The sequence below is a fragment of the Xenorhabdus sp. BG5 genome (genome assembly GCF_015163665.1).
GTDB lineage: Bacteria > Pseudomonadota > Gammaproteobacteria > Enterobacterales > Enterobacteriaceae > Xenorhabdus.
The window spans coordinates 17,387-41,594 of record NZ_JADEUG010000023.1; the positions used below are offsets into that span (position 1 = coordinate 17,387).

Annotated in this window: 18 protein-coding genes and 4 tRNA genes; 2 read left to right on the plus strand and 20 right to left on the minus strand. The window is 44.3% G+C overall.

The features are described 5' to 3' along the window. Positions 1-623: 623 nt before the first annotated feature. From IQ209_RS12510 to trxA, 19 genes are all read right to left on the minus strand, one after another. Positions 624-700 (minus strand) — tRNA-Pro (locus tag IQ209_RS12510). A 23-nt stretch (positions 701-723) separates the two neighbouring features. Next, positions 724-810, minus strand: a tRNA-Leu gene (locus IQ209_RS12515). Between the two features lie 15 nt (positions 811-825). Then, positions 826-901: transfer RNA gene (locus tag IQ209_RS12520), tRNA-His, on the minus strand. 74 nt (positions 902-975) lie between these two features. Continuing rightward, a tRNA-Arg gene (locus tag IQ209_RS12525) sits at positions 976-1,052 on the minus strand. 172 nt (positions 1,053-1,224) lie between these two features. Further along, positions 1,225-2,598 (minus strand): amino acid permease, encoded by a 1,374-nt coding sequence (locus IQ209_RS12530; protein ID WP_193851615.1) that lies wholly within the window; start codon positions 2,596-2,598, stop codon positions 1,225-1,227. 280 nt (positions 2,599-2,878) lie between these two features. Further along, positions 2,879-3,616: a lipopolysaccharide N-acetylmannosaminouronosyltransferase gene (gene wecG, locus IQ209_RS12535; protein ID WP_193851616.1), complete on the minus strand. Its 738-nt coding sequence runs from the start codon at positions 3,614-3,616 to the stop codon at positions 2,879-2,881. Then, positions 3,603-5,030 (minus strand): ECA oligosaccharide polymerase, encoded by a 1,428-nt coding sequence (wzyE, locus tag IQ209_RS12540; RefSeq protein WP_193851617.1) that lies wholly within the window; start codon positions 5,028-5,030, stop codon positions 3,603-3,605. The genes wecG and wzyE overlap by 14 nt, the downstream gene beginning before the upstream one ends. A gap of 2 nt (positions 5,031-5,032) precedes the next feature. After that, a complete protein-coding gene (locus IQ209_RS12545) occupies positions 5,033-6,130 on the minus strand; it encodes a TDP-N-acetylfucosamine:lipid II N-acetylfucosaminyltransferase (protein ID WP_193851618.1) in 1,098 nt (365 codons plus the stop codon). Beyond that, positions 6,127-7,377, minus strand: a complete 1,251-nt coding sequence (gene wzxE, locus IQ209_RS12550; RefSeq protein WP_193851619.1) for a lipid III flippase WzxE — start codon at positions 7,375-7,377, stop codon at positions 6,127-6,129. The genes IQ209_RS12545 and wzxE overlap by 4 nt, the downstream gene beginning before the upstream one ends. Position 7,378: 1 nt before the next feature. After that, positions 7,379-8,509: a dTDP-4-amino-4,6-dideoxygalactose transaminase gene (gene rffA / locus IQ209_RS12555; RefSeq protein ID WP_193851620.1), complete on the minus strand. Its 1,131-nt coding sequence runs from the start codon at positions 8,507-8,509 to the stop codon at positions 7,379-7,381. Then, the gene (gene rffC, locus IQ209_RS12560; RefSeq protein ID WP_193851621.1) at positions 8,496-9,224 is read right to left on the minus strand and encodes a dTDP-4-amino-4,6-dideoxy-D-galactose acyltransferase; all 729 of its coding nucleotides are present in this window, start codon (positions 9,222-9,224) and stop codon (positions 8,496-8,498) included. The genes rffA and rffC overlap by 14 nt, the downstream gene beginning before the upstream one ends. Beyond that, a complete protein-coding gene (rfbA, locus tag IQ209_RS12565) occupies positions 9,202-10,083 on the minus strand; it encodes a glucose-1-phosphate thymidylyltransferase RfbA (RefSeq protein ID WP_193851622.1) in 882 nt (293 codons plus the stop codon). Before rfbA ends, rffC begins: the two co-directional genes overlap by 23 nt. Before the next feature lie 18 nt (positions 10,084-10,101). Further along, entirely contained in the window at positions 10,102-11,172 is a 1,071-nt protein-coding gene (rffG, locus tag IQ209_RS12570) for a dTDP-glucose 4,6-dehydratase (RefSeq protein WP_193851623.1), read from the minus strand. Continuing rightward, complete coding sequence (wecC, locus tag IQ209_RS12575) at positions 11,169-12,431, minus strand: UDP-N-acetyl-D-mannosamine dehydrogenase (protein ID WP_193851624.1); 1,263 nt, start codon at positions 12,429-12,431, stop codon at positions 11,169-11,171. Before wecC ends, rffG begins: the two co-directional genes overlap by 4 nt. Beyond that, entirely contained in the window at positions 12,428-13,558 is a 1,131-nt protein-coding gene (gene wecB, locus IQ209_RS12580) for a non-hydrolyzing UDP-N-acetylglucosamine 2-epimerase (protein ID WP_193851625.1), read from the minus strand. The genes wecC and wecB overlap by 4 nt, the downstream gene beginning before the upstream one ends. Before the next feature lie 82 nt (positions 13,559-13,640). After that, positions 13,641-14,711 (minus strand): ECA polysaccharide chain length modulation protein, encoded by a 1,071-nt coding sequence (gene wzzE, locus IQ209_RS12585; RefSeq protein WP_193851626.1) that lies wholly within the window; start codon positions 14,709-14,711, stop codon positions 13,641-13,643. A 30-nt stretch (positions 14,712-14,741) separates the two neighbouring features. Beyond that, positions 14,742-15,830, minus strand: a complete 1,089-nt coding sequence (wecA, locus tag IQ209_RS12590; protein WP_193851627.1) for a UDP-N-acetylglucosamine--undecaprenyl-phosphate N-acetylglucosaminephosphotransferase — start codon at positions 15,828-15,830, stop codon at positions 14,742-14,744. Between the two features lie 333 nt (positions 15,831-16,163). Further along, positions 16,164-17,423: a transcription termination factor Rho gene (gene rho, locus IQ209_RS12595; protein ID WP_074020680.1), complete on the minus strand. Its 1,260-nt coding sequence runs from the start codon at positions 17,421-17,423 to the stop codon at positions 16,164-16,166. Between the two features lie 754 nt (positions 17,424-18,177). Then, complete coding sequence (gene trxA / locus IQ209_RS12600; RefSeq protein ID WP_193851628.1) at positions 18,178-18,504, minus strand: thioredoxin TrxA; 327 nt, start codon at positions 18,502-18,504, stop codon at positions 18,178-18,180. A 119-nt stretch (positions 18,505-18,623) separates the two neighbouring features. Here trxA and rhlB point away from each other — a divergent pair, with 119 nt between their 5' ends. Together rhlB and gppA are read left to right on the plus strand one after the other, a co-directional pair. Continuing rightward, complete coding sequence (gene rhlB, locus IQ209_RS12605) at positions 18,624-19,907, plus strand: ATP-dependent RNA helicase RhlB (protein ID WP_193851629.1); 1,284 nt, start codon at positions 18,624-18,626, stop codon at positions 19,905-19,907. Positions 19,908-20,009: 102 nt separating this feature from the next. Next, entirely contained in the window at positions 20,010-21,518 is a 1,509-nt protein-coding gene (gene gppA, locus IQ209_RS12610; protein ID WP_193851630.1) for a guanosine-5'-triphosphate,3'-diphosphate diphosphatase, read from the plus strand. 55 nt (positions 21,519-21,573) lie between these two features. Here the strand turns inward: gppA and rep are convergent, their stop codons facing one another. Further along, positions 21,574-23,607, minus strand: coding sequence for a DNA helicase Rep (rep, locus tag IQ209_RS12615; protein ID WP_193851631.1), 2,034 nt, complete (start codon positions 23,605-23,607; stop codon positions 21,574-21,576). Between the last annotated feature and the right edge of the window lie 601 nt (positions 23,608-24,208).

Genomic DNA, 24,208 nt, shown 5'->3' on the forward strand with positions numbered 1-24,208 from the left:
CAGGTCTACAGACGGATAGTGCCTCACTCAACGTTGTGTCCGGTTTGCGATGAAAAGACAGAATGCTTACTCATCTATAACGTGGACCATAGGCACTGACAATCAGCTCTACATCATCCCGAGGTTTATGAAGTCATATGCTGTCATAAGGAGTGGAATGAGTATCTACGATTTGAATATTGCATTTTATGTGCCAACTTTTTCAATCAGGATAAACTTTATTTTCCCAAGGTCTGGCTGGTTTTCCATAATAGATAACCTGACTTTCACCAAATATCGTTAAAAATACCGTCTCTCATTTGAGACGCCATTTGAACCTTTTAAATATAGACACTATAAATCATATAGTTGAACGTCTCCCATTTGAGACATTAAGTGGTGCGGTTTGTCGTTGAAATACAACACCAATAAAAAAATATATTTTAAAACATAATGTTAATGCATTAACAAAAACAATAACATTCAATTTCTCGATTAAAAATCAAACAGAAATTAAGAAGAAATAAAAAAGGAAAAACTTTTTATCCGAAAGAAAAGCAGGAAGAATTAAGAAGAAGAAAAGAAAGTAACCAAGCAGTGGTTAGAAAGAAAAAAACCCGCTATTGCGGGCTTTTTTCAGAATTTGGTCGGCGAGAGAGGATTCGAACCTCCGACCCACTGGTCCCAAACCAGTTGCGCTACCAAGCTGCGCTACTCGCCGAAATATATTTTTGATCTTTCTTATGGTGCGAAGGGGGGGACTTGAACCCCCACGTCCGTAAGGACACTAACACCTGAAGCTAGCGCGTCTACCAATTCCGCCACCCTCGCGTTTCATAAAAAAGATGGGGTGGCTAACGAGACTCGAACTCGCGACAACTGGAATCACAATCCAGGGCTCTACCAACTGAGCTATAGCCACCATAAGACTATCTTTTTACTTACAACAACGCCTAACCACAATAACTCACTACCACTGCTCTTGCACGCTTTAAATGGCGCGCCCGACAGGATTCGAACCTGAGACCTCTGCCTCCGGAGGGCAGCGCTCTATCCAGCTGAGCTACGGGCGCTTAACGCCGTTGCGGTGGAGGATAGTACGGATTTAATGTCGTACTGTCCAGTGCTTTTTTACGATAAATGATGCGTTTGATTATGCTTTGCTCATTTAGCTGATAAAGCCAGCACTTTTCCACCGCAGTATTAGCAAAAACAGTTTACCGATCAAAAAAACAATCAATAAAACTATATCGATTTTTTAGGCAAATACCATTTCATCAACCAATAAATTAATGACACGATCAGCAAAAATACGCCCCCCACTATCAGGGAAAAACGTGTATCCGGGTTAATTGCCATCCCAACTAATACACAACACAGGAAAATCAGTGTCAGGTAATTAACATAAGGGAACAGAATTGATTTAAACCGATGCTGTTTTATGGCTTCCTCATGATGCTGACGGAAACGCAATTGGCTGACCAGAATCACAAACCATGGCACCATGCCAGGCAATACACTGGCGCTATAAACGTAAACAAATACTGACTGCGGATTTGGTATCAGATAATTCAGGCTGGAACCTGCAATCAAGCAACCAATGGTAATTGCAATACATCTTACCGGTACACCATTTTTCGACAGCTTCAGCAATGAAGCAGGCAATTGACGGTTTTGCGCCAAGGCATACAGCATTCTGCCACCGCTGTACATTCCGCTGTTACATCCTGACAGCGCAGCAGTTAGCACTACAAAGTTAATCACCGCAGCCGCAGAAGCGATACCGACTTTAGAAAAAGTCATCACAAACGGGCTGCCATGCGCACCGACTTCTGTCCACGGGAACAACGTAACAACAATAAAAATGGCACCAACATAAAAAATCAGGATACGCCACAAAATATTGTTGATCGCTTTTCTAAGCGTCACTTGTGGTTTTTTTGCTTCACCGGCAGTAATACCAACCAGCTCTACCCCTTGATAGGAAGCAACCACAATACAAAGAGCAAATAAAAAGCCTTTCCATCCACCGGAGAAGAAACCACCATGAGCGGTCAGGTTATCCAAACCAATGGGTTGCCAGCCATTGCCCAAACCGAAGAAAATCAAACCAATGCCAATCAGGATCATCACAATAATCGTTGTGACTTTGATCATGGCAAACCAAAACTCCAGCTCACCATACAGCCTTACTGCCGCCAGGTTAGCTAAGGCAACCAATCCAACCGCTACCAGCGCTGAAACCCATTGAGGCAACTCCGGAAACCAGAATTCAGCATAAACGCCGACGGCAGTAATCTCTGAGATCCCGACAGCAACCCACATGAACCAGTAACCCCATGCGGTCAGACATCCCCAATAAGGGCTTAGGTACTTATATCCAAAAGCAGCAAATGAACCCGTTACAGGTTCAAGGAACAACATTTCTCCCATGGAACGCATAATGAAAAAGACAAAAAGCCCAGCAATAATGTAAGCCAGCAAAACAGAAGGGCCGGCCCATTTCAAGGTACTGGCTGACCCCATGAACAGCCCTACGCCGATTGTGCCACCTAGCGCAATCAGCTCAATATGACGTGCCTCAAGTCCCCTTTGCAGGCTCTGTTTTGAATCACTCATAAAACTCCCTATCCACTTTTATGATGTCTATACTTGCAAACAGAAAAATACAGGAATTGATAATCAATCGTTGTAAAAAAGGCTGGGATCAAAACACGTTTTGCCAATCAGTGAAATAAAAAAATCACAAAACTGAGGATTGTAAGCATGGGATTTGAAAACAAGCAGTCAAACAACAAGCATTAGTAAACCCAAAGACAGCAATAAAATAAAGCAAAAACCTGCTGCACATGCATAATATATGCGAGATACAGCAGGCAAAAACAGAGAAATTTTGGGACTAGAGCTTGCCACCGTAGTAATAACCAAGGAATCTCAATAGTTTTATCTGTCTACGAATTCGGCTTGGCTGAGAGAGCAAGCGATACAACCACTCCAAACCCAGATTCTGCCAGACTTTCGGTGCACGTTTAACGTGACCAGTAAAGGCATCATAGGTTCCTCCAACCCCCATATACAGTGCATCTGGGTGTACCTTGCGACAGTCACGCATAAAGATTTCCTGTTTGGGTGATCCCATAGCGACAGTAATGATTGCAGCGCCACGGGCATGGATCCGCTCAAACACTTCATCACGCGTTTCGGGTGTAAAATACCCATCCTGGCTGCCCACAATATTGACATTCCATTGGGTGCGCAGTTTGTTCTCAGTCTGTGCCAGGATATCGGGTTTTCCGCCAACCAGAAAAACTGGAGTACCTTCACGCCCAGCCCGCTCCATCAGGGCTTCCCACAAATCAGCCCCCGCAATACGCGATACATCTGCATCGGGATATTTACGGCGGATGGCACGTACGATGCTAATGCCATCTGCGTATAAATATTCGGCTTCATCCAGCAATATACTCAGCGCATTGTCTTTCTCCGCCGTGAGTACTTTTTCTGCGTTAATCGCAACCAATGTCCCTGTTTTCGCCTGTCCATCCAGGAAAAGGTGGTCGAGGAAATGCGACATACCGCGGAACCCCCAGATACTGAGACCACGAATGCGGTATTTGGGAATGTTATTCAATGCCATTTCTTTTCCTTACATCCAACATAACAGATGTTTTTCGCGAAGCAGCCAGATTACTAACCACAAATTTTCGAATCAGCCCGGCACTTTCAAACAACCAATACAGTAACTTCGCCGCAACCAGACATAGTCCAAAGACAATACAAAAGAACACCACCCTAGAAACAAAAGAATCTACACCCTCACGGGCCAACACAATCATGTTAAAGATGGCGCCAAAGCAGAAAGCCTGCAAAATTGCTGCCTTATAGCGATTGCTTTCCTGTTTTCCTGCTTCATAAATCCAGTCAAACCATTTGATAATAAAACCAACTGCAATCGCCCCCAGTGGGATAAAGAATACCCCCCCCATCACCACAAGAGAGCCAATCAGTGTTGGGGAAATCGCAAGACCAGAGTGGTTATCTAATACATCCCACGTGAAATAGTTAGCGGTGTTCCAGACCAGATTAGGCCTGTCCGGCCATACCCAACCAGGAATAAAGACATAAAAATCACGGATAATCGGTGCCAGCCCTTGAAAATCTATTTTGCTGTAATTATCCAGTAACAAGGCCAGATTTTCCCACGGCGAGAAAGTATCTCGCGTGAGATACAGGAAAGTATAAAATGCCTCTGCCCCGCTTACATCCAGGCTATAGCGCTTTAACGCCAGCCAGAACATACCGACAATTCCCATCGCCCCCGCAGTAAACAGCATCCACAGCGTGATCCAGCCACGAACAATCCCGATAAACAGGAACAAGGCAAATGCGATAATAATGTTAGCTCGCGTCCCGCCAACGATCACATACGTCAGGATGCCAAATCCCACCGTTCCTACCAAAAAGCACAACCATCGTACTTTGGTCGGTTTCAGAAAAAAGACCACCAGCATGGCAGGAATAAAGAAATAAAAGAATCGCTTGAGCGCCACGCCGGAAACCTGGCTGGAAAATATCTGGCTATAGGACTGTAACTTAAACAGCAAAAAGCCGTTTTGCATAAAGAATGAACCTACCGTAACGATAGCAATACCGGTAAGCAGTAACCACGTCAGATTAGTTTCCACCCGATTCATCGTAAACAGGGGCTTACGCGGTGCCGTCATTGTTAAGGTTTCAGGCTTTATATTATCGTCGGATCGTATTTTATAAGTAAGACGTGTCTTATAAGCCACATAATAAATGGCATAAAAACAGCCAGACGCCAACATCGCATATAATAATGAATCTACTGATACCACTACCACATTAAACTGAAATACCAACAAGCTAGTTAATGGAAAGCCAAAATAGAATGTCAGCAGATATAACAATGAGAAAAAGACATTAAAGTTAAAACGGATACGCCGAAACTCCTGATACGTTAAAGTCAGGATAAAGGTCACCGAAATCACGTAAACAACAAAAAGCCCACCGAATTGTGTCAAGGTCATTGCTACTCTCCAGATGCTGCCGACAGGGCGGTTTTCCACCCCTCAATGAAATGGGGATCAAAAAAAGCAATCGCCTTTTTATCGAGGGACAGCATCTGGCGCTGTGCTTCCTGCACCCAGTGTTTATTAAGTTCATCACCGTCAAACAGCACAGGGATCTGCTGTTCCGTTAAATCATGCCAGAATGGATTTTGACGGCTCAGAACAAACGGAATACCAAATTGAATCAGCAAACAGAGTGTTCCAATACCTTGCTGACGATTAAAAATAAAATAACCCAAATCGCATTGGCGCAATAATGACAAGTATTCATCGAAAGCTATTTGATCTTTTAAGATACGGACATTTTGCGCTGAAAATAACGACAATGCAGTGTGCTCCACGCTCTGGATATAGGCTTGGTTATTATCAGGATAGCCCATTGGGATTAGCACCCTAGCCTCATTACCAAATTGGTGGTGGATCTTCTGCAAGGCTTCAATATGACGGTTAGACTGATCCCCTGAATTTCCCAATAAAATGGTAATCCCTTCCGGTGAGCACGTTTTCTCTGTCACTGTCAATGCAGGCTCCATCCGAGTTGGGAAATAGAGCAATGATGATGGCACATCAGGTTTGGCCCGACTTGAACACGAATCATCCTGAAAAAAGTGCCGCAGATCACCGCGCGTAGCAAAAATATGCCCCACCCGCTTTTGTGCCAAACGACGAATCAGATAGAACAAACGGAATTTCAGTTGGCGGGATTCTTCATAGAGATCAGCGCCCCAAACATGCCAGAAGAATTGGTGTCGCTGAATTTTGCCGATTAATAACGCCAACCACAACGCAGCATTAAACTGCCCGTGGAAAAAGAAGCGAACGGTTCTGTTTGCTTGCGCTTTCTCTATCACCGCCTGTGACAAAGTGGATTTGCTGTTATAAAGAGAAATAGCCAAGTTAGGATAATTCGATAGCCATGTGTGGTCTTTAGACACCACCATAAAACACGGTTTGGCGGAAAAATGTATTTCCTGTGCCAAGACGTCATTAAAGAAACGCAGTAACGTTTGATTGTGATGTGGGATATCCGATCCCAAAACGTGAATTAGGGTTGTCATACTCGCCTGCGATAAATAATAAATACGCTACAACAAAGAATGAAATAAACAATGTAAGTTACCATATATGACTGGGCAGCCCCCAATGCCCCATTTGCCGGTATCAGCCAATGAGAAAAACCCGTCAGTAAAAAGAACTGGCTCACTTCAGTCAATATATAAAAACGCAGTGCAGCTTTCGCTATCACCAGATAACCAAAAACATAAGCGCCAACTTTCAACACGTCGCCCACCAATTGCCACGCAAACAGTTCCCGCATGGCGATGAATTTGTCTGAAAATAACAGCCAAATCACAAAATCACGCAACAACCAGACAGAGAAACTGGCAGCTGCCACAGCAGGCAAGACAAATTTCAGCGCTTTCACAATTTCACTGGTAATTGCTTGCTTACTCTCCAGACGAGAAAGGGTCGGCAATAGATAGACCGTGAAGGAAGCGGTAATAAATTGTAAATAAGCATCTGAAATACTGCTAACTCCCTGCCAAATCCCTACTTCTTCCCAGCTATAACGCGCTGCCAGCAAATTTCGCATCATGACATAAGCAACGGGCAATGTAATGGAAGTCAGCAATGCCATAAGAGTAAATTTGCCCAAATGGCTGGCAATCGCACGATCCCACATAGGTTTCAAGGCAGAAAAGGGAATCACCTTGCGATGCAGTATCATCAGGCCGGCAGGTAAAACCACCAATGCAGGCACCAATGCCAAGCCTGCCAATGCCCCTTCATAGCCTCCCAGCCAATAGCAGAGGCTATAAGCCAACATACCTGTCAGGCTGCCCCAAATAATGGCTAATGCATTTCCTTTAGCATCCCTGAACCCTTTCAGGATTGCCAGAAAATAGTTGGCGTAAGCGATACCCATTTGAATAAATGCGAGCGCCTGCACAACCGTTTTGTAACGGGTGTGACCAAATAGGCCAGTACTGATAATTTCACTGAACAAGAGGAAGCTCACTGCCAGTAAGGTCGAAAAACCCAAAATTATCAAGGACGATGTGCCTAATACTGCCCTGAGCCTTTCCGGTTGCTGATGATGTTCCGCCACGTATTTGGTGACACCATTAAAAATCCCTGCCCCAGAGAGCACACCTAATACAGTAATGAGTTGGCGAAAATTACCTGCTTGCCCAACACCTGTTGGACCAAAAGATACCGCCAGAAGTTTAATGACCAACAACCCCACACCTATCTTGATCAGTGTGGAGCCCGCTGTCCAAACAGAAGCTTTAGCAAGTGACATATCAGGCGAAAAATTCCTTGATACGATCGATAACGATTTGCTGTTCTGTATCAGTGATGTTGTAGAACATCGGTAAGCGAACTAAGCGATCACTTTCGCGGGTGGTAAAGCGCTCTTCGCCGTGGAAACGGCCGCACTTCTCCCCCGCTGGGCTGGTATGCAATGCCACGTAGTGGAATACACTCAGGATACCATTCTCTTTCATGTAACTATTGAATGCGCTACGCTCTTCTACATCTTTGAGCTTGATATAGAACATGTGGGCATTGTGTTCCAAGCCTTCCGGGACAATTGGCAAAGCTAAATGTCCCGCGTCTGCTAATGGTTTCAGGGCTTGATAGTAGTTCTTCCACAAAGTCAGGCGGCGCTGGTTAATTTTTTCAGCAAGTTCCAGTTGTGCCCACAGGTAAGCCGCTTGCAAATCAGACAGCAGATAGCTGGAACCGATATCACGCCATGTGTATTTGTCGACTTGTCCGCGGAAGAATTGACTGCGGTTAGTACCCTTCTCCCGAATGATTTCGGCACGGGCAATCATGGAACTATCATTGATTAATGTTGCCCCACCTTCACCACCGGCTGAGTAATTTTTGGTTTCATGAAAGCTGAAACAACCAATATGTCCGATTGTGCCTAATGCACGGCCTTTATAAGTAGACATGACGCCCTGTGCGGCATCTTCCACCACATACAGGTTATATTTTTTCGCCAGCGCCATGATAGTATCCATTTCACAGGCCACACCCGCATAATGCACCGGTACGATAGCACGGGTTTTTTCTGTAATAGCGGTTTCAATTTTGCTCTCATCAATGTTCATGGTATCAGGACGAATATCCACGAACACAATGGTTGCACCACGCAGAACAAAGGCATTGGAGGTCGAAACAAAGGTATAGCTCGGCATGATAACTTCATCACCCGGCTGGATATCCAACAACATTGCCGCCATTTCCAGTGAAGCTGTACAAGAGGGCGTCAGTAATACCTTCGGGCAATTAAAACGCTGTTCCATCCACGCTTCACAACGTTTGGTAAATTCGCCATCACCACACAACTTACCGCTAGCCATCGCCTGTTGCATGTATTCAAGTTCAGTGCCGACTACCGGTGGTTTATTAAATGGAATCATTTCGTCCTCTGTATAACCAATATGCGGTGCTTTCAATGATGGCACCACGACGTGTATAAAGACGCAACGCAGCGATATTACTTATTTGCGTAGCCACTCTCAGCCATTGTATCTGATGGTTATGACACCACTGTTGCGCCGCCGACATTAATTTTTTGCCAATCCCTTGATGATGATTGCCCGGTACAGCAGCCAGTAAGCCAATGCGTGCTTCGCTGTTACCTATGTCCCTTAAGGTGACAAAGCCCGCTATTTGACCTCGTTCATCATGGATAAGCAGGCATTCATGATCAAATGTACCTAAAACGGCTTTTTCAACCCAGGCGGCATAGAACCTGCCACTGTCATCCTGTTGATACCAGGGTGTGCGGAAGCGGCTAGCCGTAAATACACGCGCTGCAACAGCCTTCAATACGGGGATATCTTCTTGTTTTGCCGAAATGAGTGCTCTTCCCGTATGAATGTCAGGAATATCTTCCGCCTCAATCGATAACCGTAAATCAACCTCACCTTCAACCAGTGAAAATCCGAAGGCAGAAAGTCCATCGATAATGCCCGTTTGTTGGGCCGCCACTTTGGCTTGTACCAATGCATATTGGTCCAAATCAGCAGCCGTCAATGCTGCCGCTTCCGACGAAAAATTCAGGCGAGCTGTGGACAAGCCAAAAAACTGGCTTTCCCAAGCCAAAAGGTCAAGGTTGGCGTGAATAGACATTGAGCAAATTCATCAGATAGTTGCCGTAACCTGTTTTCGCCAACTCTGTGGCCGCCACTTTTAATTGCTCCTCACTGAGCCAACCATTACGCCATGCGATCTCTTCCAGACAGGCAATTTTGAAGCCTTGCCGTTTTTCGACGGTCTGAACAAAAGTACTGGCTTCAATCAGGCTGTCATGAGTCCCCGTATCTAACCAGGCAAAACCACGCCCCAATAATTCAACATTCAATTCACCGCATTCCAGATACATCTGGTTGATACTGGTGATTTCCAGTTCCCCGCGCGCAGAAGGTTTTACTTGTCTGGCGAAATCCACGACTTTGTTGTCGTAAAAATAGAGGCCAGTCACCGCCCAATTGGATTTAGGCTGTACTGGCTTTTCTTCTATGGAAAGTACTCGATACTGCTCGTCAAATTCCACTACGCCAAATCGTTCAGGGTCCATCACCTGGTAACCGAATACTGTCGCTCCTGTTGTTCGGCCAGCGACATGTTGCAGTTTCGGGCTAAATGCTTGACCAAAAAAGATATTGTCACCCAATACCAAGCAGCAAGCATCATTACCAATAAATTCTTCACCAATCAAAAATGCCTGCGCCAGACCGTCAGGTGAAGGCTGTTCGGCATAACTAAGTTGGATACCAAATTGTTCACCACTGCCTAGTAATCGTTTAAAAGCAGGTAAATCTTCCGGTGTCGAGATGATAAGGATATCGCGTATGCCCGACAGCATTAACACTGACAACGGATAATAAATCATCGGCTTGTCATAAATCGGTAATAACTGCTTTGATACGCCCCGTGTTATTGGATACAAACGGGTGCCAGAGCCCCCAGCCAGTATAATTCCTTTCATCTGCTCCCCCTGATGGGCTTATTCATTTCCTAACCCAAGTCGTTCCCCTGTATAAGAGCCATCCTGAACTCTTCTCCACCAACTCTCATTTTCCAGATACCATTGCACAGTTTTGCGAATGCCGGATTCGAACGTTTCCTTGGGGGTCCACCCCAATTCGTGCTCAATTTTCGCCGCATCAATCGCATAACGCATATCATGTCCTGGGCGATCTGTGACATGGGTAATAAGATCGCGATAATGCTCTACCCCAGCAGGTTTTTCGGGACGCAACTCCTCCAGCAGTTCACAAATCGTTTCCACAACTTCGATATTTCGGCGCTCATTATGTCCACCGATATTGTAGGTTTTGCCGGACTCCGCCTGAGTTACCACCAAGTACAACGCCCGCGCATGATCTTCCACATAGAGCCAGTCACGGATTTGCTCTCCCTTGCCATAGACCGGCAAAGGCTTGCCTGCCAGCCCATTCAGGATCACCAATGGGATCAGCTTCTCAGGGAAATGATAAGGACCATAGTTATTCGAACAATTGGTGATCACGGTCGGTAAGCCATAAGTACGTCTCCATGCCCTAACTAGATGATCACTGGACGCTTTTGATGCAGAATAAGGGCTGCTTGGCGCGTAAGGTGTGGTTTCCGTAAAGAAACCATCTTCACCATGCAGATCGCCATATACTTCGTCTGTTGAAATATGGTGGAAGCGGAATTGGCTCTGTTTTTCCTGATCCAACTGTTGCCAAAAGGCACGAGCCGCTTCCAACAAAGTATAAGTGCCGATGATATTGGTTTCGATAAAAGCGGCCGGCCCGTCAATGGAACGGTCAACATGGCTTTCTGCGGCTAAATGCATGACAGCATCCGGTTGATATTGCTGGAATACACGATCTAAGGCATCACGCTGGCGGATATCAACCTGCTCAAACACATAGCGGGGATGGTTGGCAACCGGAGCCAATGATTCAAGGTTACCGGCATAAGTCAGGCTATCAACAACAACGACGCTATCTTCAGTCTGATTAATAATGTGGCGCACAACCGCAGAACCGATAAAACCTGCACCACCTGTAATAAGAATACGTTTCAACGCCAAACTCCTTTTGTATCAACAACCCATTTTTGTTTTATTGCAGAACTATTAATGGCTTTAAACTGGCTATGATCCACCAACATCAAGACAACATCAGCTTCTTCTAATGCCTGATTGATACCCATCAATTCCACCCTATCTTTCAGTGAATTAGGCAGTTCATGTACATTGGGTTCAACCGCGATGGTTTGCCCTGCATGCCACTGTGCAACCATTTTTGTAATATAAACGGCTGGACTTTCCCGTAAATCATCAATGTTCGGTTTGAAAGCCAACCCAAAACAGGCAATTTTAATCTCATTTGCCCGTTTACCACTCTCAGTCAAACAGTCAGCAACTGCGGCTTTTACTTGATCCACGACCCACAGCGGCTTGCCATCATTCACCAAACGCGCGGTATGAATTAAACGGGATTGCTCAGGATTCTGGGATACAATGAACCACGGATCGACGGCAATGCAATGCCCTCCTACACCAGGGCCAGGTTGCAAAATATTTACACGTGGATGGCGGTTTGCCAGACGAATCAGCTCCCACACATTAATTCCCTGTTCGGCACAGATCAAGGAAAGTTCGTTGGCAAAGGCAATATTAACATCACGGAAACTGTTCTCTGTTAGCTTACACATTTCCGCTGTTCTGGCATTGGTGATAACACATTCACCTTCGAGGAAGATGTTGTACAGCTCACTCGCCCTGCGGGAAGATTTGGCTGTCATACCCCCTACTACACGATCATTTTTGATCAATTCCACCATCACTTGCCCCGGCAAAACACGCTCAGGGCAATAGGCGATATCGATATCTGAGTTTTCACCCGCTTGTTGAGGGAACGAAAGATCAGGACGTACCGCGGCTAACCATTCAGCCATCTGCTCTGTCGCACCAACAGGAGAAGTGGATTCCAAAATAACCAAATCGCCTTTTTTCAAGACGGGGGCTATTGATTCCGCCGCAGAACGCACGTAGGCCATATCGGGTTCATGTTCCCCTTTGAAGGGAGTCGGAACAGCAATCAAGAAAGCATCCGCAGTTTGAGGAATAGTCACGGCTTTCAAAAAGCCCTCTTCTACCGCAACTTTTACTACCTTATCTAAATCAGGTTCAACGATATGAATCGAACCACGGTTAATCGTTTCTACCGCATGTTGATTAACATCCACGCCAATCACCCTCTTTTGACGGGAGGCGAATGCCGCTGCGGTGGGCAAACCAATATAACCCAGACCGATAACAGAAATTGTTCCAAAACTCATAATGTCACCTGATTTTTTCTCAATGCATCAAGAATTCGCTGGCAAGCCCTGCCGTCACCATAAGGATTATGGGCATGGCTCATTTGTTGGTAGGCGTTAACATCCGTCAATAAACGCGTAACTTCCGCAACGATAGTTTGTGTTTCTGTTCCCACCAGTCGCACTGTCCCCGCATCAATCGCTTCAGGTCGCTCAGTGGTATCACGCATAACTAAAACCGGTTTTCCCAGAGAAGGGGCTTCTTCCTGAATTCCCCCTGAATCGGTCAAGATTAAATAGGCATGATTCATCAAATAGACGAAGGGTAGATAATCCTGTGGTTTGATAAGTATAACATTATCAATGTCATGCAAAATGCGCTTAACGGGTTCACTGACATTCGGGTTCAAATGGACCGGATAAACTATCTGGACATCAGAATGCGCCTTGGCAATCTGTGCCAATGCTTCACAAATACGCTCAAACCCTTTACCAAAATTTTCACGGCGATGGCCTGTCACCAAGATCATTTTTTTATTTTGGTTAAGGAAAGGATAAAGCTCAGCAAACTGCCCATACATGGCTTTATCATTCATGATGCGATCACGCACTGATAGCAGGGCATCAATCACCGTATTGCCGGTAACAAAAATACGGTTTTCCGCAATGGATTCTTTTAAGAGGTTATTCCGGGAATTTTCCGTCGGTGCAAAATGGTACATAGCCAGGTGTCCAGCGATCTTACGGTTGGCTTCTTCCGGCCATGGAGAATAAAGATCCCCTGTTCTTAAGCCAGCTTCAACATGGCCTACCGGAATATGCTGATAGAAAGCAGCCAGACTCGTTGCCATGGTCGTTGTTGTGTCACCATGCACCAATACCACATCGGGTTTGAATTTTTCTAATACAGGCTTCATACCTTGTAGGATACGACATGTGATATCCGTCAGATCCTGCCCTTTTTGCATGATATTCAGATCAAAATCCGGCGTTATCCCAAACAGATGCAATACCTGATCCAGCATTTCCCTATGCTGAGCTGTGACACACACTTTTGCTTCAAAGGCAGTATCCATAGCCAACGCATGTACCAACGGGGCCATTTTAATGGCCTCCGGCCGGGTACCGAACACAGTCAACACTTTCACAGTGACTCTCTTATTTTGTCAATCATTGCAGATACTTCCAGGAATGGGGAATCAAAAACCTATCGTTTATATTTACATACTGTTACTTATATGAACTATCGGCGCGAGGACGTCTGACTAAAGCAACACCTGCACCAACCAACATGCCCACGGCTCCCCATAAAATCATCATGAAAGTACGGCGAGGACTGTCTCGGTTAACGGGCTCCTCCGGTGTTCTGAGATAGCGGTAAGTCAGGAAAGCGTCCTGCAAAGTCGGACCGACATTCAATGTCGCCAGCATCGCGATATTTTGATCATAATCGATGCTGTAGTCAGGGCCTGTGGCGTCCAAAGTTTCAATTTGGGCTTGCAGTAATGATGTACCCAACATAAACATTTTGGATCCAGGTAGTTCTTCGATAGGGATGTTTGTCTGATTACGGTGAATACCTTGCTTCTCAGCCACTTTCAGTGACTGCTGCAAGACATTCAATTCACGATTATATATTGCCTTTACCACCATCTCCTGACGTTTCACCAACGCTTTCATTGACTGAGTTCGCGTCGCCCACGCCCCTTTAATTTCGTTGTTCAGGTGAGTGCCCGCCCGTTGGTTGGCAAACGCAATATATTGACGCAGTAGTTGATTGGCATCAACGGCGGTTTCTGCTGTCAATTTGATACTGTCATTTGATGATGTTCTATCATCACTGCGCGTGATTTTAATATCGTTGATCAATTCATCCAACAATACAGCATCCGCTTTAGCTCGCCCTTCCTTGCGTTGTTTGTAATACTCAGAATGAAGCCAAAATTCACGACGAGTATCATACGCAGAGAGCTGTGTCATGAATTCTTTATATGCACCATCTGGAATGGTCGGCAATTGCGCTTCTGGCGAAGCATTGATATGGGTATCCAAATTACGCAGAAATTGTTGTTGAGAATAGTAGCTACCCAAATTATTCGTTGTCGGTAAGTCCACAATAGCGGTTGCGCTCCATTTTTGCTGCATCAAATAAGATGCACCCAGAGCGGCGGCAGCGAAAATTATTGCCAGTGCGATAATCCATATCTTTCCATACCACAAAGCATAACATAGTGCCCGAATATCCAGTTCATGCTCTATAGCAGGTTGATCCTGTTTAGATTTCGTTTCTGAGTTTATCACTGCACAAAACCTCTTTGATTGTCGATGTCTTTAATGGTGGCTTGCTGCCCGGCGCATACGGCGCTTACATCGTTTGATAAAACGGGCTACCTTCCACGCTCTTTTGATACAATAGCCATACAACATAAATGCAAGCAAAAATAATGCCAACATTATCCACTCAGGAACAACAATCAACCGTTCAGCAATTATTCCTATCGATGCTAATAAAACAGCCGCCAAAGTGATCAAAATAAATGCCTGGCGAGAAGTAAACCCAGCACGCATAATCAAATGGTGAATATGTTGACGATCTGGAGAAAACGGACTCATCCCCTTACGCAATCGACGGTACATAATAGCAACCATATCCATCAGAGGGATCGCAATAACCCATAATGCTGTCACAGGGCTAATAGAAGCATTTTCCCCTTGCGTCGCTTCAGTCAATAGCCAAATAATGGTAAAGCCGATTAGGGTACTTCCCGCATCCCCCATAAATACCTTAAAACGTTTTCCTAATATGCCAAGATTAAGGAAGATGTAAGGCAAAATCCCCGCTATAAACGCAAAACACCAAAACGCTAATGCCGTATTGCCACTTTCATACAACAAAATACCCAACGCACCGAAAGAAACACAAGATAGCCCGCCCAGTAACCCATCAATCCCATCCACCATATTGAACGCATTGATAGCGGCCCAGACAGCGAATAGCGTCACAACATAGCTGAATGGCCCAAGTGCCATTTCCCATGGCCCGAATGCATGCCCCAAGCTATCAAGCTTCAGATCAGCAAAATACATCATGCTGATACCAACCAAAGCCTGGATAGTTGCCCGAATCTTCACGCTGATATCAAAGCGGTCATCTAAGGCACCGATAAAAACCAATATTCCCGCACAAGCCAAATACAACCATTTATGAGGTATAAACTCTTTTGTGATAATAAATGCGAAACAAACACCAAAAAAAACAGATATGCCACCCACCAAAGGAACTAAGCCATGATGACGTTTACGGTAATTAGGTTTATCAACCAGGCCGATTTTTTTTGCTGCCTTACGAGCTATAAACAAAAACACAAATGAGAATATAAATACGCAAAAAATTTCGGCACTCATACTGGGAATATTCACAATAAAAACTCTCTATAAAAATAATGATGGGCATCTATTATTCGTATACTTATGGATGTCCCACTTGACACCGAACCCATAAGCTCTCCTTGTTAACAAAACAAAGAGTTCTAACTCATAAAATTAATCAAATAAACCATACGATCTGTAAAGCGTGATTCATAATTATAAAACGTTCGGTTAGAAAAAACGCATCTAATCATCCGAAAAACATGCAAAAAACATACCATTTCAGGTAAATAGAATAAGTATTCGATAAAAAAAACGCCACAAAAATGTGGCGTTTTAGAGAAGCGAATATTGCTTATTACGGAAATATCAATTTTACAAACACTATGAACGTTTCATAAAGTCGAAGAACTCTTCGTTTGTTTTTGTCATAGCCAGTTTGTTAATAAGGAATTCCATCGCGTCGATTTCACCCATCGGATGAATAATCTTACGTAAGATCCACATCTTCTGTAGCTCATCCTGTGCAGTGAGCAACTCCTCTTTACGCGTTCCTGAACGGTTGTAGTCGATGGCTGGGAAGACACGTTTTTCCGCAATCTTACGGGACAGGTGCAATTCCATATTACCTGTACCTTTAAATTCTTCGTAAATAACCTCATCCATCTTGGAGCCAGTATCAACCAGCGCAGTCGCAATGATGGTCAGACTACCACCTTCTTCGACGTTACGTGCAGCACCAAAGAAACGTTTTGGACGATGCAGGGCATTCGCATCCACACCACCAGTCAAGACCTTACCGGAAGCAGGAACCACCGTGTTATATGCACGAGCCAGACGGGTAATGGAATCCAGTAGGATAATAACGTCTTTTTTGTGTTCAACCAGACGTTTTGCCTTTTCAATCACCATTTCAGCCACTTGCACATGGCGGGAAGCAGGTTCATCAAAGGTTGAAGCAATCACTTCGCCTTTTACCAGACGCTGCATTTCGGTGACTTCTTCTGGACGCTCATCAATCAGCAAAACCATCAGCACGCAATCTGGGTAGTTATGAGCGATGTTAGCCGCAATATTTTGCAGCAGCATAGTCTTACCCGCTTTTGGTGGGGCAACAATCAGACCACGCTGACCACGACCAATGGGCGCTGCCAGATCCAGAACACGGGCTGTCAAATCTTCAGTAGAACCATTACCGCGTTCCATACGCAAGCGGTTGTTAGCATGAAGTGGAGTCAGGTTTTCAAACAGGATCTTACTGCGGGCATTTTCAGGTTTGTCAAAGTTGACTTCATTAACTTTCAACAGGGCAAAATAGCGTTCACCTTCTTTTGGTGGGCGGATTTTCCCTGAAATGGTATCACCGGTACGGAGGTTAAAGCGGCGGATTTGACTAGGAGAAACGTAGATATCATCAGGACCTGCAAGGTAAGAACTGTCTGCGGAGCGGAGGAAACCAAATCCATCCTGCAATATCTCCAGCACACCATCTCCGAAAATATCCTCTCCGCTTTTCGCATGCTGTTTGAGAATAGAAAAAATGATGTCCTGCTTACGCATACGAGCCAGGTTTTCCAGCCCCATATTTTCGCCGAGAGTAATCAACTCAGATACCGGCGTATTCTTTAATTCGGTAAGATTCATAATGGTGGGTTCTTTAACTCGGGGTATATCTCGAACTATGAACGTGAATGGTATGGCAGCATTATCGATGCCTGTTTATTTGTACCAGAAACGAATAACGCCTTCTAACATATTAAATTATATTACAAGGCAATAGTTTGAAGTACTTAGATTGATTTCAAAATAAGGCTGACAAACTGTCAAAACTATCTTCTAACTATCTGTGTGCCATATGTTATAACTATCTATAATGTAGGTACAATTTTATAATGTGAACACTATTAAAGTTTAACAGTGGACACTATTTCAGCACACACATCTTTCAGCATAAACGTTTTTTAACATAAGCACTGTTAGCAGATTCTATACCTAACACCTAGCACAAGAAGGAGAAGGCTCGACATAAAAATGCCTAGGATAAAACACTCTGCTTAAAGATATTTAGCATTAGGGTGCTATGAGTGTACTAAGCTATATACTGGATTAAGCGTATATAGACTCAGGAATTTTACCAAATGCGATATGTCATCAGATACTTCAGGTGACCCAGAGATAACAGATTTATCAGACACTACAAATTGTTTAGTATGTAACATGCTTAATGTCAACTTTTTATATCAATAAGCCTTTATATCGAATAAAGAATTCGCTCAAGCAAAGCTTCATACAAGCACATGGTCGCTAACTTACCATGCTTCGTAGCGGACGTCTAGCGGTCAATGAGTAAATCATCTCATACGTCAAACGTCCGTAATTACTGTGACCGGATTCTAAATTATAGATGTGGTTCCAAAAACTCTTTCAGTTGAGTTTTTGACAAAGCGCCCACTTTTACGGCAACCTTTTCACCGTCTTTAAACAGAATCAGAGTTGGAATACCACGAATACCGTATTCTGGTGCTGTTGCTGGGTTATCATCAATGTTCAGTTTGCCAACTGTCAGTTTTCCTTCGTATTCTATGGCAATCTCATCCAGAATAGGGGCAATCATTTTGCAAGGACCGCACCATTCAGCCCAGAATTCAACGAGAACAGGACCTTGTGCTTTCAAAACATCGTTTCCAAAGCCAGCATCAGTCAGAGAGATAATATTCGCACTCATTTTTTACTCCAAAAATAAAATCTTTTACAGTGTCAGTGTACATTAACCAACATAAGGGTGTCTTTATTTCAGCGGATACACTTTCTTAAAGCAATAGTTAACTGATATTCTACCTTACTATGAGCAAAACACATTTGACAGAAAAGAAGTTTTCCGACTTCGCATTGCACCCCAAAGTCTTAGAAGCCCTTGAGAAAAAAGGGTTTTCCAACTGCACGCCGATACAGGCGCTAACATTGCCTTTAACTGTCGAAGGCCGAGATGTTGCGGGGCAAGCACAAACCGGAACGGGCAAGACGCTGGCATTTTTGTCGTCTACTTTTAATTACTTATTGGCTCACCCTGCGAAGAAAGAGCGTAAAACTAATCAGCCAAGCGCACTGATTATGGCGCCTACCCGTGAATTGGCGGTTCAAATATACTCTGACGCAGAAGCATTGGCTCAAGTCACTGGGTTGAAAATGGGTCTTGCCTACGGCGGCGATGGCTATGATAAACAGCTTAAGGTTCTGGAAGCTGGCGTCGATATCGTCATTGGTACAACAGGGCGTTTGATCGATTACGCAAAACAGGGCCATATCCATCTTGGTGCCATTCAAGTTGTTGTACTTGATGAAGCGGATCGCATGTATGACCTGGGCTTTATCAAAGATATTCGCTGGTTATTCCGCCGACTCCCTGCGGCCACAGAAAGAATGAATTTGCTGTTTTCCGCAACCCTCTCTTACCGAGTGCGTGAACTGGCTTTTGAGCAGATGAATCATCCTGAATATGTGGAAGTGGAACCGCTGCAAAAAACTGGGCACCGCATTAAGGAAGAGCTATTTTATCCTTCCAACGAAGAAAAAATGCGTCTGCTACAGACTCTGTTGGAAGAAGAATGGCCTGATCGCTGCATCATTTTTGCCAATACCAAACACCGTTGTGAAGACGTCTGGGCTCATCTGGCTGCTGATGGTCATCGGGTTGGTTTGCTGACTGGTGATGTTGCACAGAAAAAACGTCTGCGTATTCTTGAAGAATTCAGCCTGGGCAATCTGGATATTCTGGTTGCCACAGATGTTGCCGCCCGTGGATTGCATATTCCATCTGTGACACACGTGTTTAACTATGATCTACCAGATGACTGTGAAGATTATGTTCACCGGATTGGCCGGACAGGCCGTGCTGGAGAAAGTGGTCATTCTATCAGCCTGGCATGTGAAGAGTATGCGCTAAACTTACCGGCTATTGAAGAATATATTCAGCACCAGATACCTGTTAGCAAATATAACAGTGATGCATTATTAAAAGATCTGCCAGTACCTAAGCGCCGTAATCGCACCCGCTCAGGGGGACACCCACGACGTACCAACATACCACGTCGTGGCAATACAACACGCAACAGTAAGCGCCCAGGCTAAAATGACGCAAGGCTGAATAATGCTGGATAGTACGAACGGTATTGGAATAACGTAATGTTGAAATAACACGATGCTGAAACAACACAGGCCGGAATAAATACTATGCTAAGTGCTTCTTCGCTTTATGCGGCTATTGATTTAGGCTCAAACAGTTTTCACATGTTGGTTGTCCGTGAAGTATCCGGCAGCATTCAAGTCGTTACTCGCATCAAACGCAAAGTCAGGCTGGCTGCCGGATTAGATAAAAATAATCATTTATCACAACAGGCAATGGAACGAGGATGGCAGTGCTTGCGCCTCTTTTCCGAATATTTACAGGATATTCCTGCCTCACAGATCCGTATTGTTGCTACTGCAACTTTGAGGCTGGCAGAAAATTCAGATGAATTTACCAGAAAGGCCTCAGAAATATTAGGCAAACCTGTTCATGTGATCAGCGGCGAAGAAGAGGCTCAGCTAATTTATCAAGGTGTCGCTCACACGACCGGCGGATCTGAAAAGCGACTTGTTGTCGATATTGGTGGTGCCAGTACCGAATTGGTAACCGGTATCGGAGCCAAAGCCAACCAGCTTTTCAGCCTTGAAATGGGCTGTGTTACCTGGCTGGAACGTTATTTCAATGATCGCAGCCTGACAGCAGAAAACTTTGCCAATGCAGAAGCTGCTGCACATGATATTCTCAGCCCTGTTACCACTAAGCTGCTTGAGCAAGGCTGGAACGTTTGTGTAGGAGCTTCCGGCACGGTACAAGCCTTGCAGGAAATTATGATTGCTCAAGGTATGGATGAACTGATCACCCTACCCAAACTCCAGCAACTTAAGCATCAGGCGATTGAGTGCGGCAAGCTGGAAGAATTAGAAATTGATGGACTCACACTGGAACGGGCGTTGGTTTTTCCAAGTGGATTGGCCATCTTAATCGCCATTTTTCAGGCATTGAATATCGAAAGTATGATATTAGCAGGCGGCGCACTACGTGAAGGTCTGGTTTACGGGATGCTAGATTTGCCGATCGAGCAGGATATTCGGGCAAGAACCCTGTGCAATATTCAGCATCGTTTTCAACTGGATATTGAGCAGGCGCAGCGAGTCAAACAGTTAGCCGAAAATTTTTGCCAACAAGTTGCTAAGTCATGGAAATTGGACGAACGTTGTCGTGAGTTATTGGTCGGTGCCTGTTTGCTCCATGAAATAGGCCTGTTTGTTGATTTTCGTCAGGGGCCTGCACATTCCGCTTATTTGGTAAGCCACTTGGATCTGCCTGGTTATACTCCCGCCCAAAAACGACTGTTGGCTATTCTATTGAAAAATCAAAGCGGCCCAGTGGATCTGGCATTGCTCAGTCAGCAAAATGCTGTGCCATCGTTACAGGCACAACGGTTATGTCGCTTATTACGCCTGGCAATTATTTTCGCCAGCCGTCGGCGGGATGACACTTTGCCAACTTTACGATTACAGGCGAAAAATGAAACGCTCATTATCACCTTGCCCCATCAATGGAAAACAAAACACCCGCTCAGAACTGAAGCATTACAGCAAGAAATGAAGTGGCAGAGTTATGTCCAATGGTTATTGCTGCTTGAGGAGCTAAATAACGCTCGTCTCGGCTAAAATTTTTACTTTATTCCCCTGCAATTATCCATAAATGCAGGGGAATATTACCGTATTATTTATTATTGCCAGTTTTCAGCCCAAGTCCCAAACGGGATTTAATGTCGGCAAGGCGCGATTGCCCCTGTTTCATCCTTTCCTCTGCGCTCATCACCCGCTTACCTTGTGGCCAATCCAAGTCATCCTGTGGTAACTCAAGCAAGAATCGGCTCGGTTCTGGACGAATAAGTTCACCAAACTGGCGACGTTCCTTGCTGAGAGTGAAAAAAAGTTCTCTCCGCGCGCGCGTAATGCCCACATAAGCCAAACGACGCTCTTCCTCAATATTGTCTTCATCAATGCTGCTTTGGTGTGGTAACAAACCTTCTTCCATACCAACCAAAAAAACATAGGGGAATTCCAGCCCCTTGGAAGCATGCAACGTCATTAACTGAACTTGATCCAACTCTTCATCTTCCTCGCTTCGCTCCAGCATATCCCGCAACGTAAAACGCGCCACGACTTGGGAAAGAGACATTGGCTCATTCAAGTCATCTCCCTCAAGCATTTCACTCATCCAAGTGAAAAGTTGGTTGACGTTCTTCATTCTCATTTCAGCCGCTTTTGGACTGGGGGAGGATTCATATAACCAGCTTTCGTAATCCATGCCACGCAGTAAATCTCTCACCGCCAGCAGTGGCTCCCGCTCCGCCTGACGAGCTATTTCGTCCACCCAGCAGGTAAAGCGCTGTAATGCCGCCAAACCACGTCCTGTTAAATGCTGTTCCAGCCCAAGATCAAAACTGGCTTGATATAAGCTCTTGCTACGCTGGTTCGCCCATTCGCCCAATTTTTGGATCGTCACTGCACCGATTTCTCGCCGTGGTGTATTGACGATACGTAAAAATGCACTGTCATCCTCAGAATTGGTCAAAACACGCAAATAAGAGAGCAGGTCTTTAATTTCAGGTCGAGAAAAGAACGATGTTCCCCCCGAAATTCGGTAGGGAATGCGGTTTTGCATCAACATTTTTTCGAAGATACGGGATTGGTGATTACCACGATATAATATAGCGTAATCTTTATAGTTCGTTTTATTGATAAAGTGATGAGCGATCAACTCCCCCACCACACGCTCAGCTTCATGATCTTCATTGTTCGCTTCGATCACTCTGAGCGGATCACCATACCCCAATTCCGAAAAGAGTTTTTTTTCAAAAACATGGGGATTGTTGGCTATTAGAATATTCGCCGCTTTCAATATCCGCCCTGATGAACGGTAATTTTGTTCCAGCTTAATCACATTCAACTGCGGGAAATCATCCTTCAATAAAATCAAATTCTGTGGACGAGCACCACGCCATGAATAAATGGATTGATCATCATCCCCAACCACGGTAAAACGAGCTCGATTACCCACCAATAATTTCACCAGTTGATATTGGCTGGTATTCGTATCCTGATATTCATCCACCAGCAAGTAGCGAATTTTATTCTGCCAACGTTCTCTGACTTCCTCATCATGCATTAACAGCAAAGTTGGCTTGGTAATCAGATCATCAAAATCGAGAACATTACAACTATTCAGGTGCAAGTCATAACGACGGTAACATTCTGCAAACTGGTGCTCCTGCGCTGAACGTGCCATTCTCATTACTTGTTCTGGCGACATTAAGTCATTCTTCCAGTTAGAAATGTTCGAAATCAGTTTTTGTAGCAGATCTTTATCTTCTTGCAGCAAATCCGCAGCGAGATCTTTTAGCAAAGCCATCTGATCTTGATCATCAAATAATGAGAAGTTACTTTTCATTCCCAGCGCTTTGTATTCACGCTTAACGATCTCCAACCCCAAGGTATGGAAAGTCGAGATCATCAACCCCCGTGTCTCCTTACGACCCAAGGTTTGGGCAACACGTTCTTTCATCTCACGTGCCGCTTTATTAGTAAAAGTGACTGCCGCAATATGGCGAGCCTGATAATCACAGGTGCGGATCAGGTGAGCAATTTTATTGGTGATCACTCGAGTCTTGCCGGAGCCCGCACCCGCCAGAACCAGACAAGGCCCTGTTACAAATTCAACCGCTTGTTGTTGGCTTGGATTTAATCGCATACTGTTTCGAAAGCTATATCAGGATAAAAGATCGGGGAGAGAAATTGTAACAGAAAGCAAGGTTACAGGTGATTTTCTTTACGTTAGTGAATTATCACAAGAAAAATAAAAATAGCATCAATCATTGCTTTTTAAAAAATGATGTGAAAACTATATACGCATTAAACTTCAAGTTGCAATTTACAACACTCTATGAAACCTGATTTCTCCCCGCTTCGCGGGGAGAAATCACACGCATCTTGAAGTTAGATTGGTATAGTGCATTTTATTTTTCAACGAATAAAAAAATAGCAGAAAAAATGGAGTTATTGCCAACATTCTTAATCCATAAATATATAAATACCTATTTTACGCTATTTTATACTATCGCTGACTCACATATCCATTTGTTATTCATAACATTTTACTAAAACTCATTCATTTTATTATTAATTTATGTGATAAATTACAAAATAATTTTTTCATTAATAATTTAAATTACTCTGTCAAAATATATCAATATTGATTCGACTGTAATTGAAATACATAGGATCTATTTAACTGCGTTGATGTTATAACAATCAATTACGCTTACTGACATACAATCAATATACCCAATAGA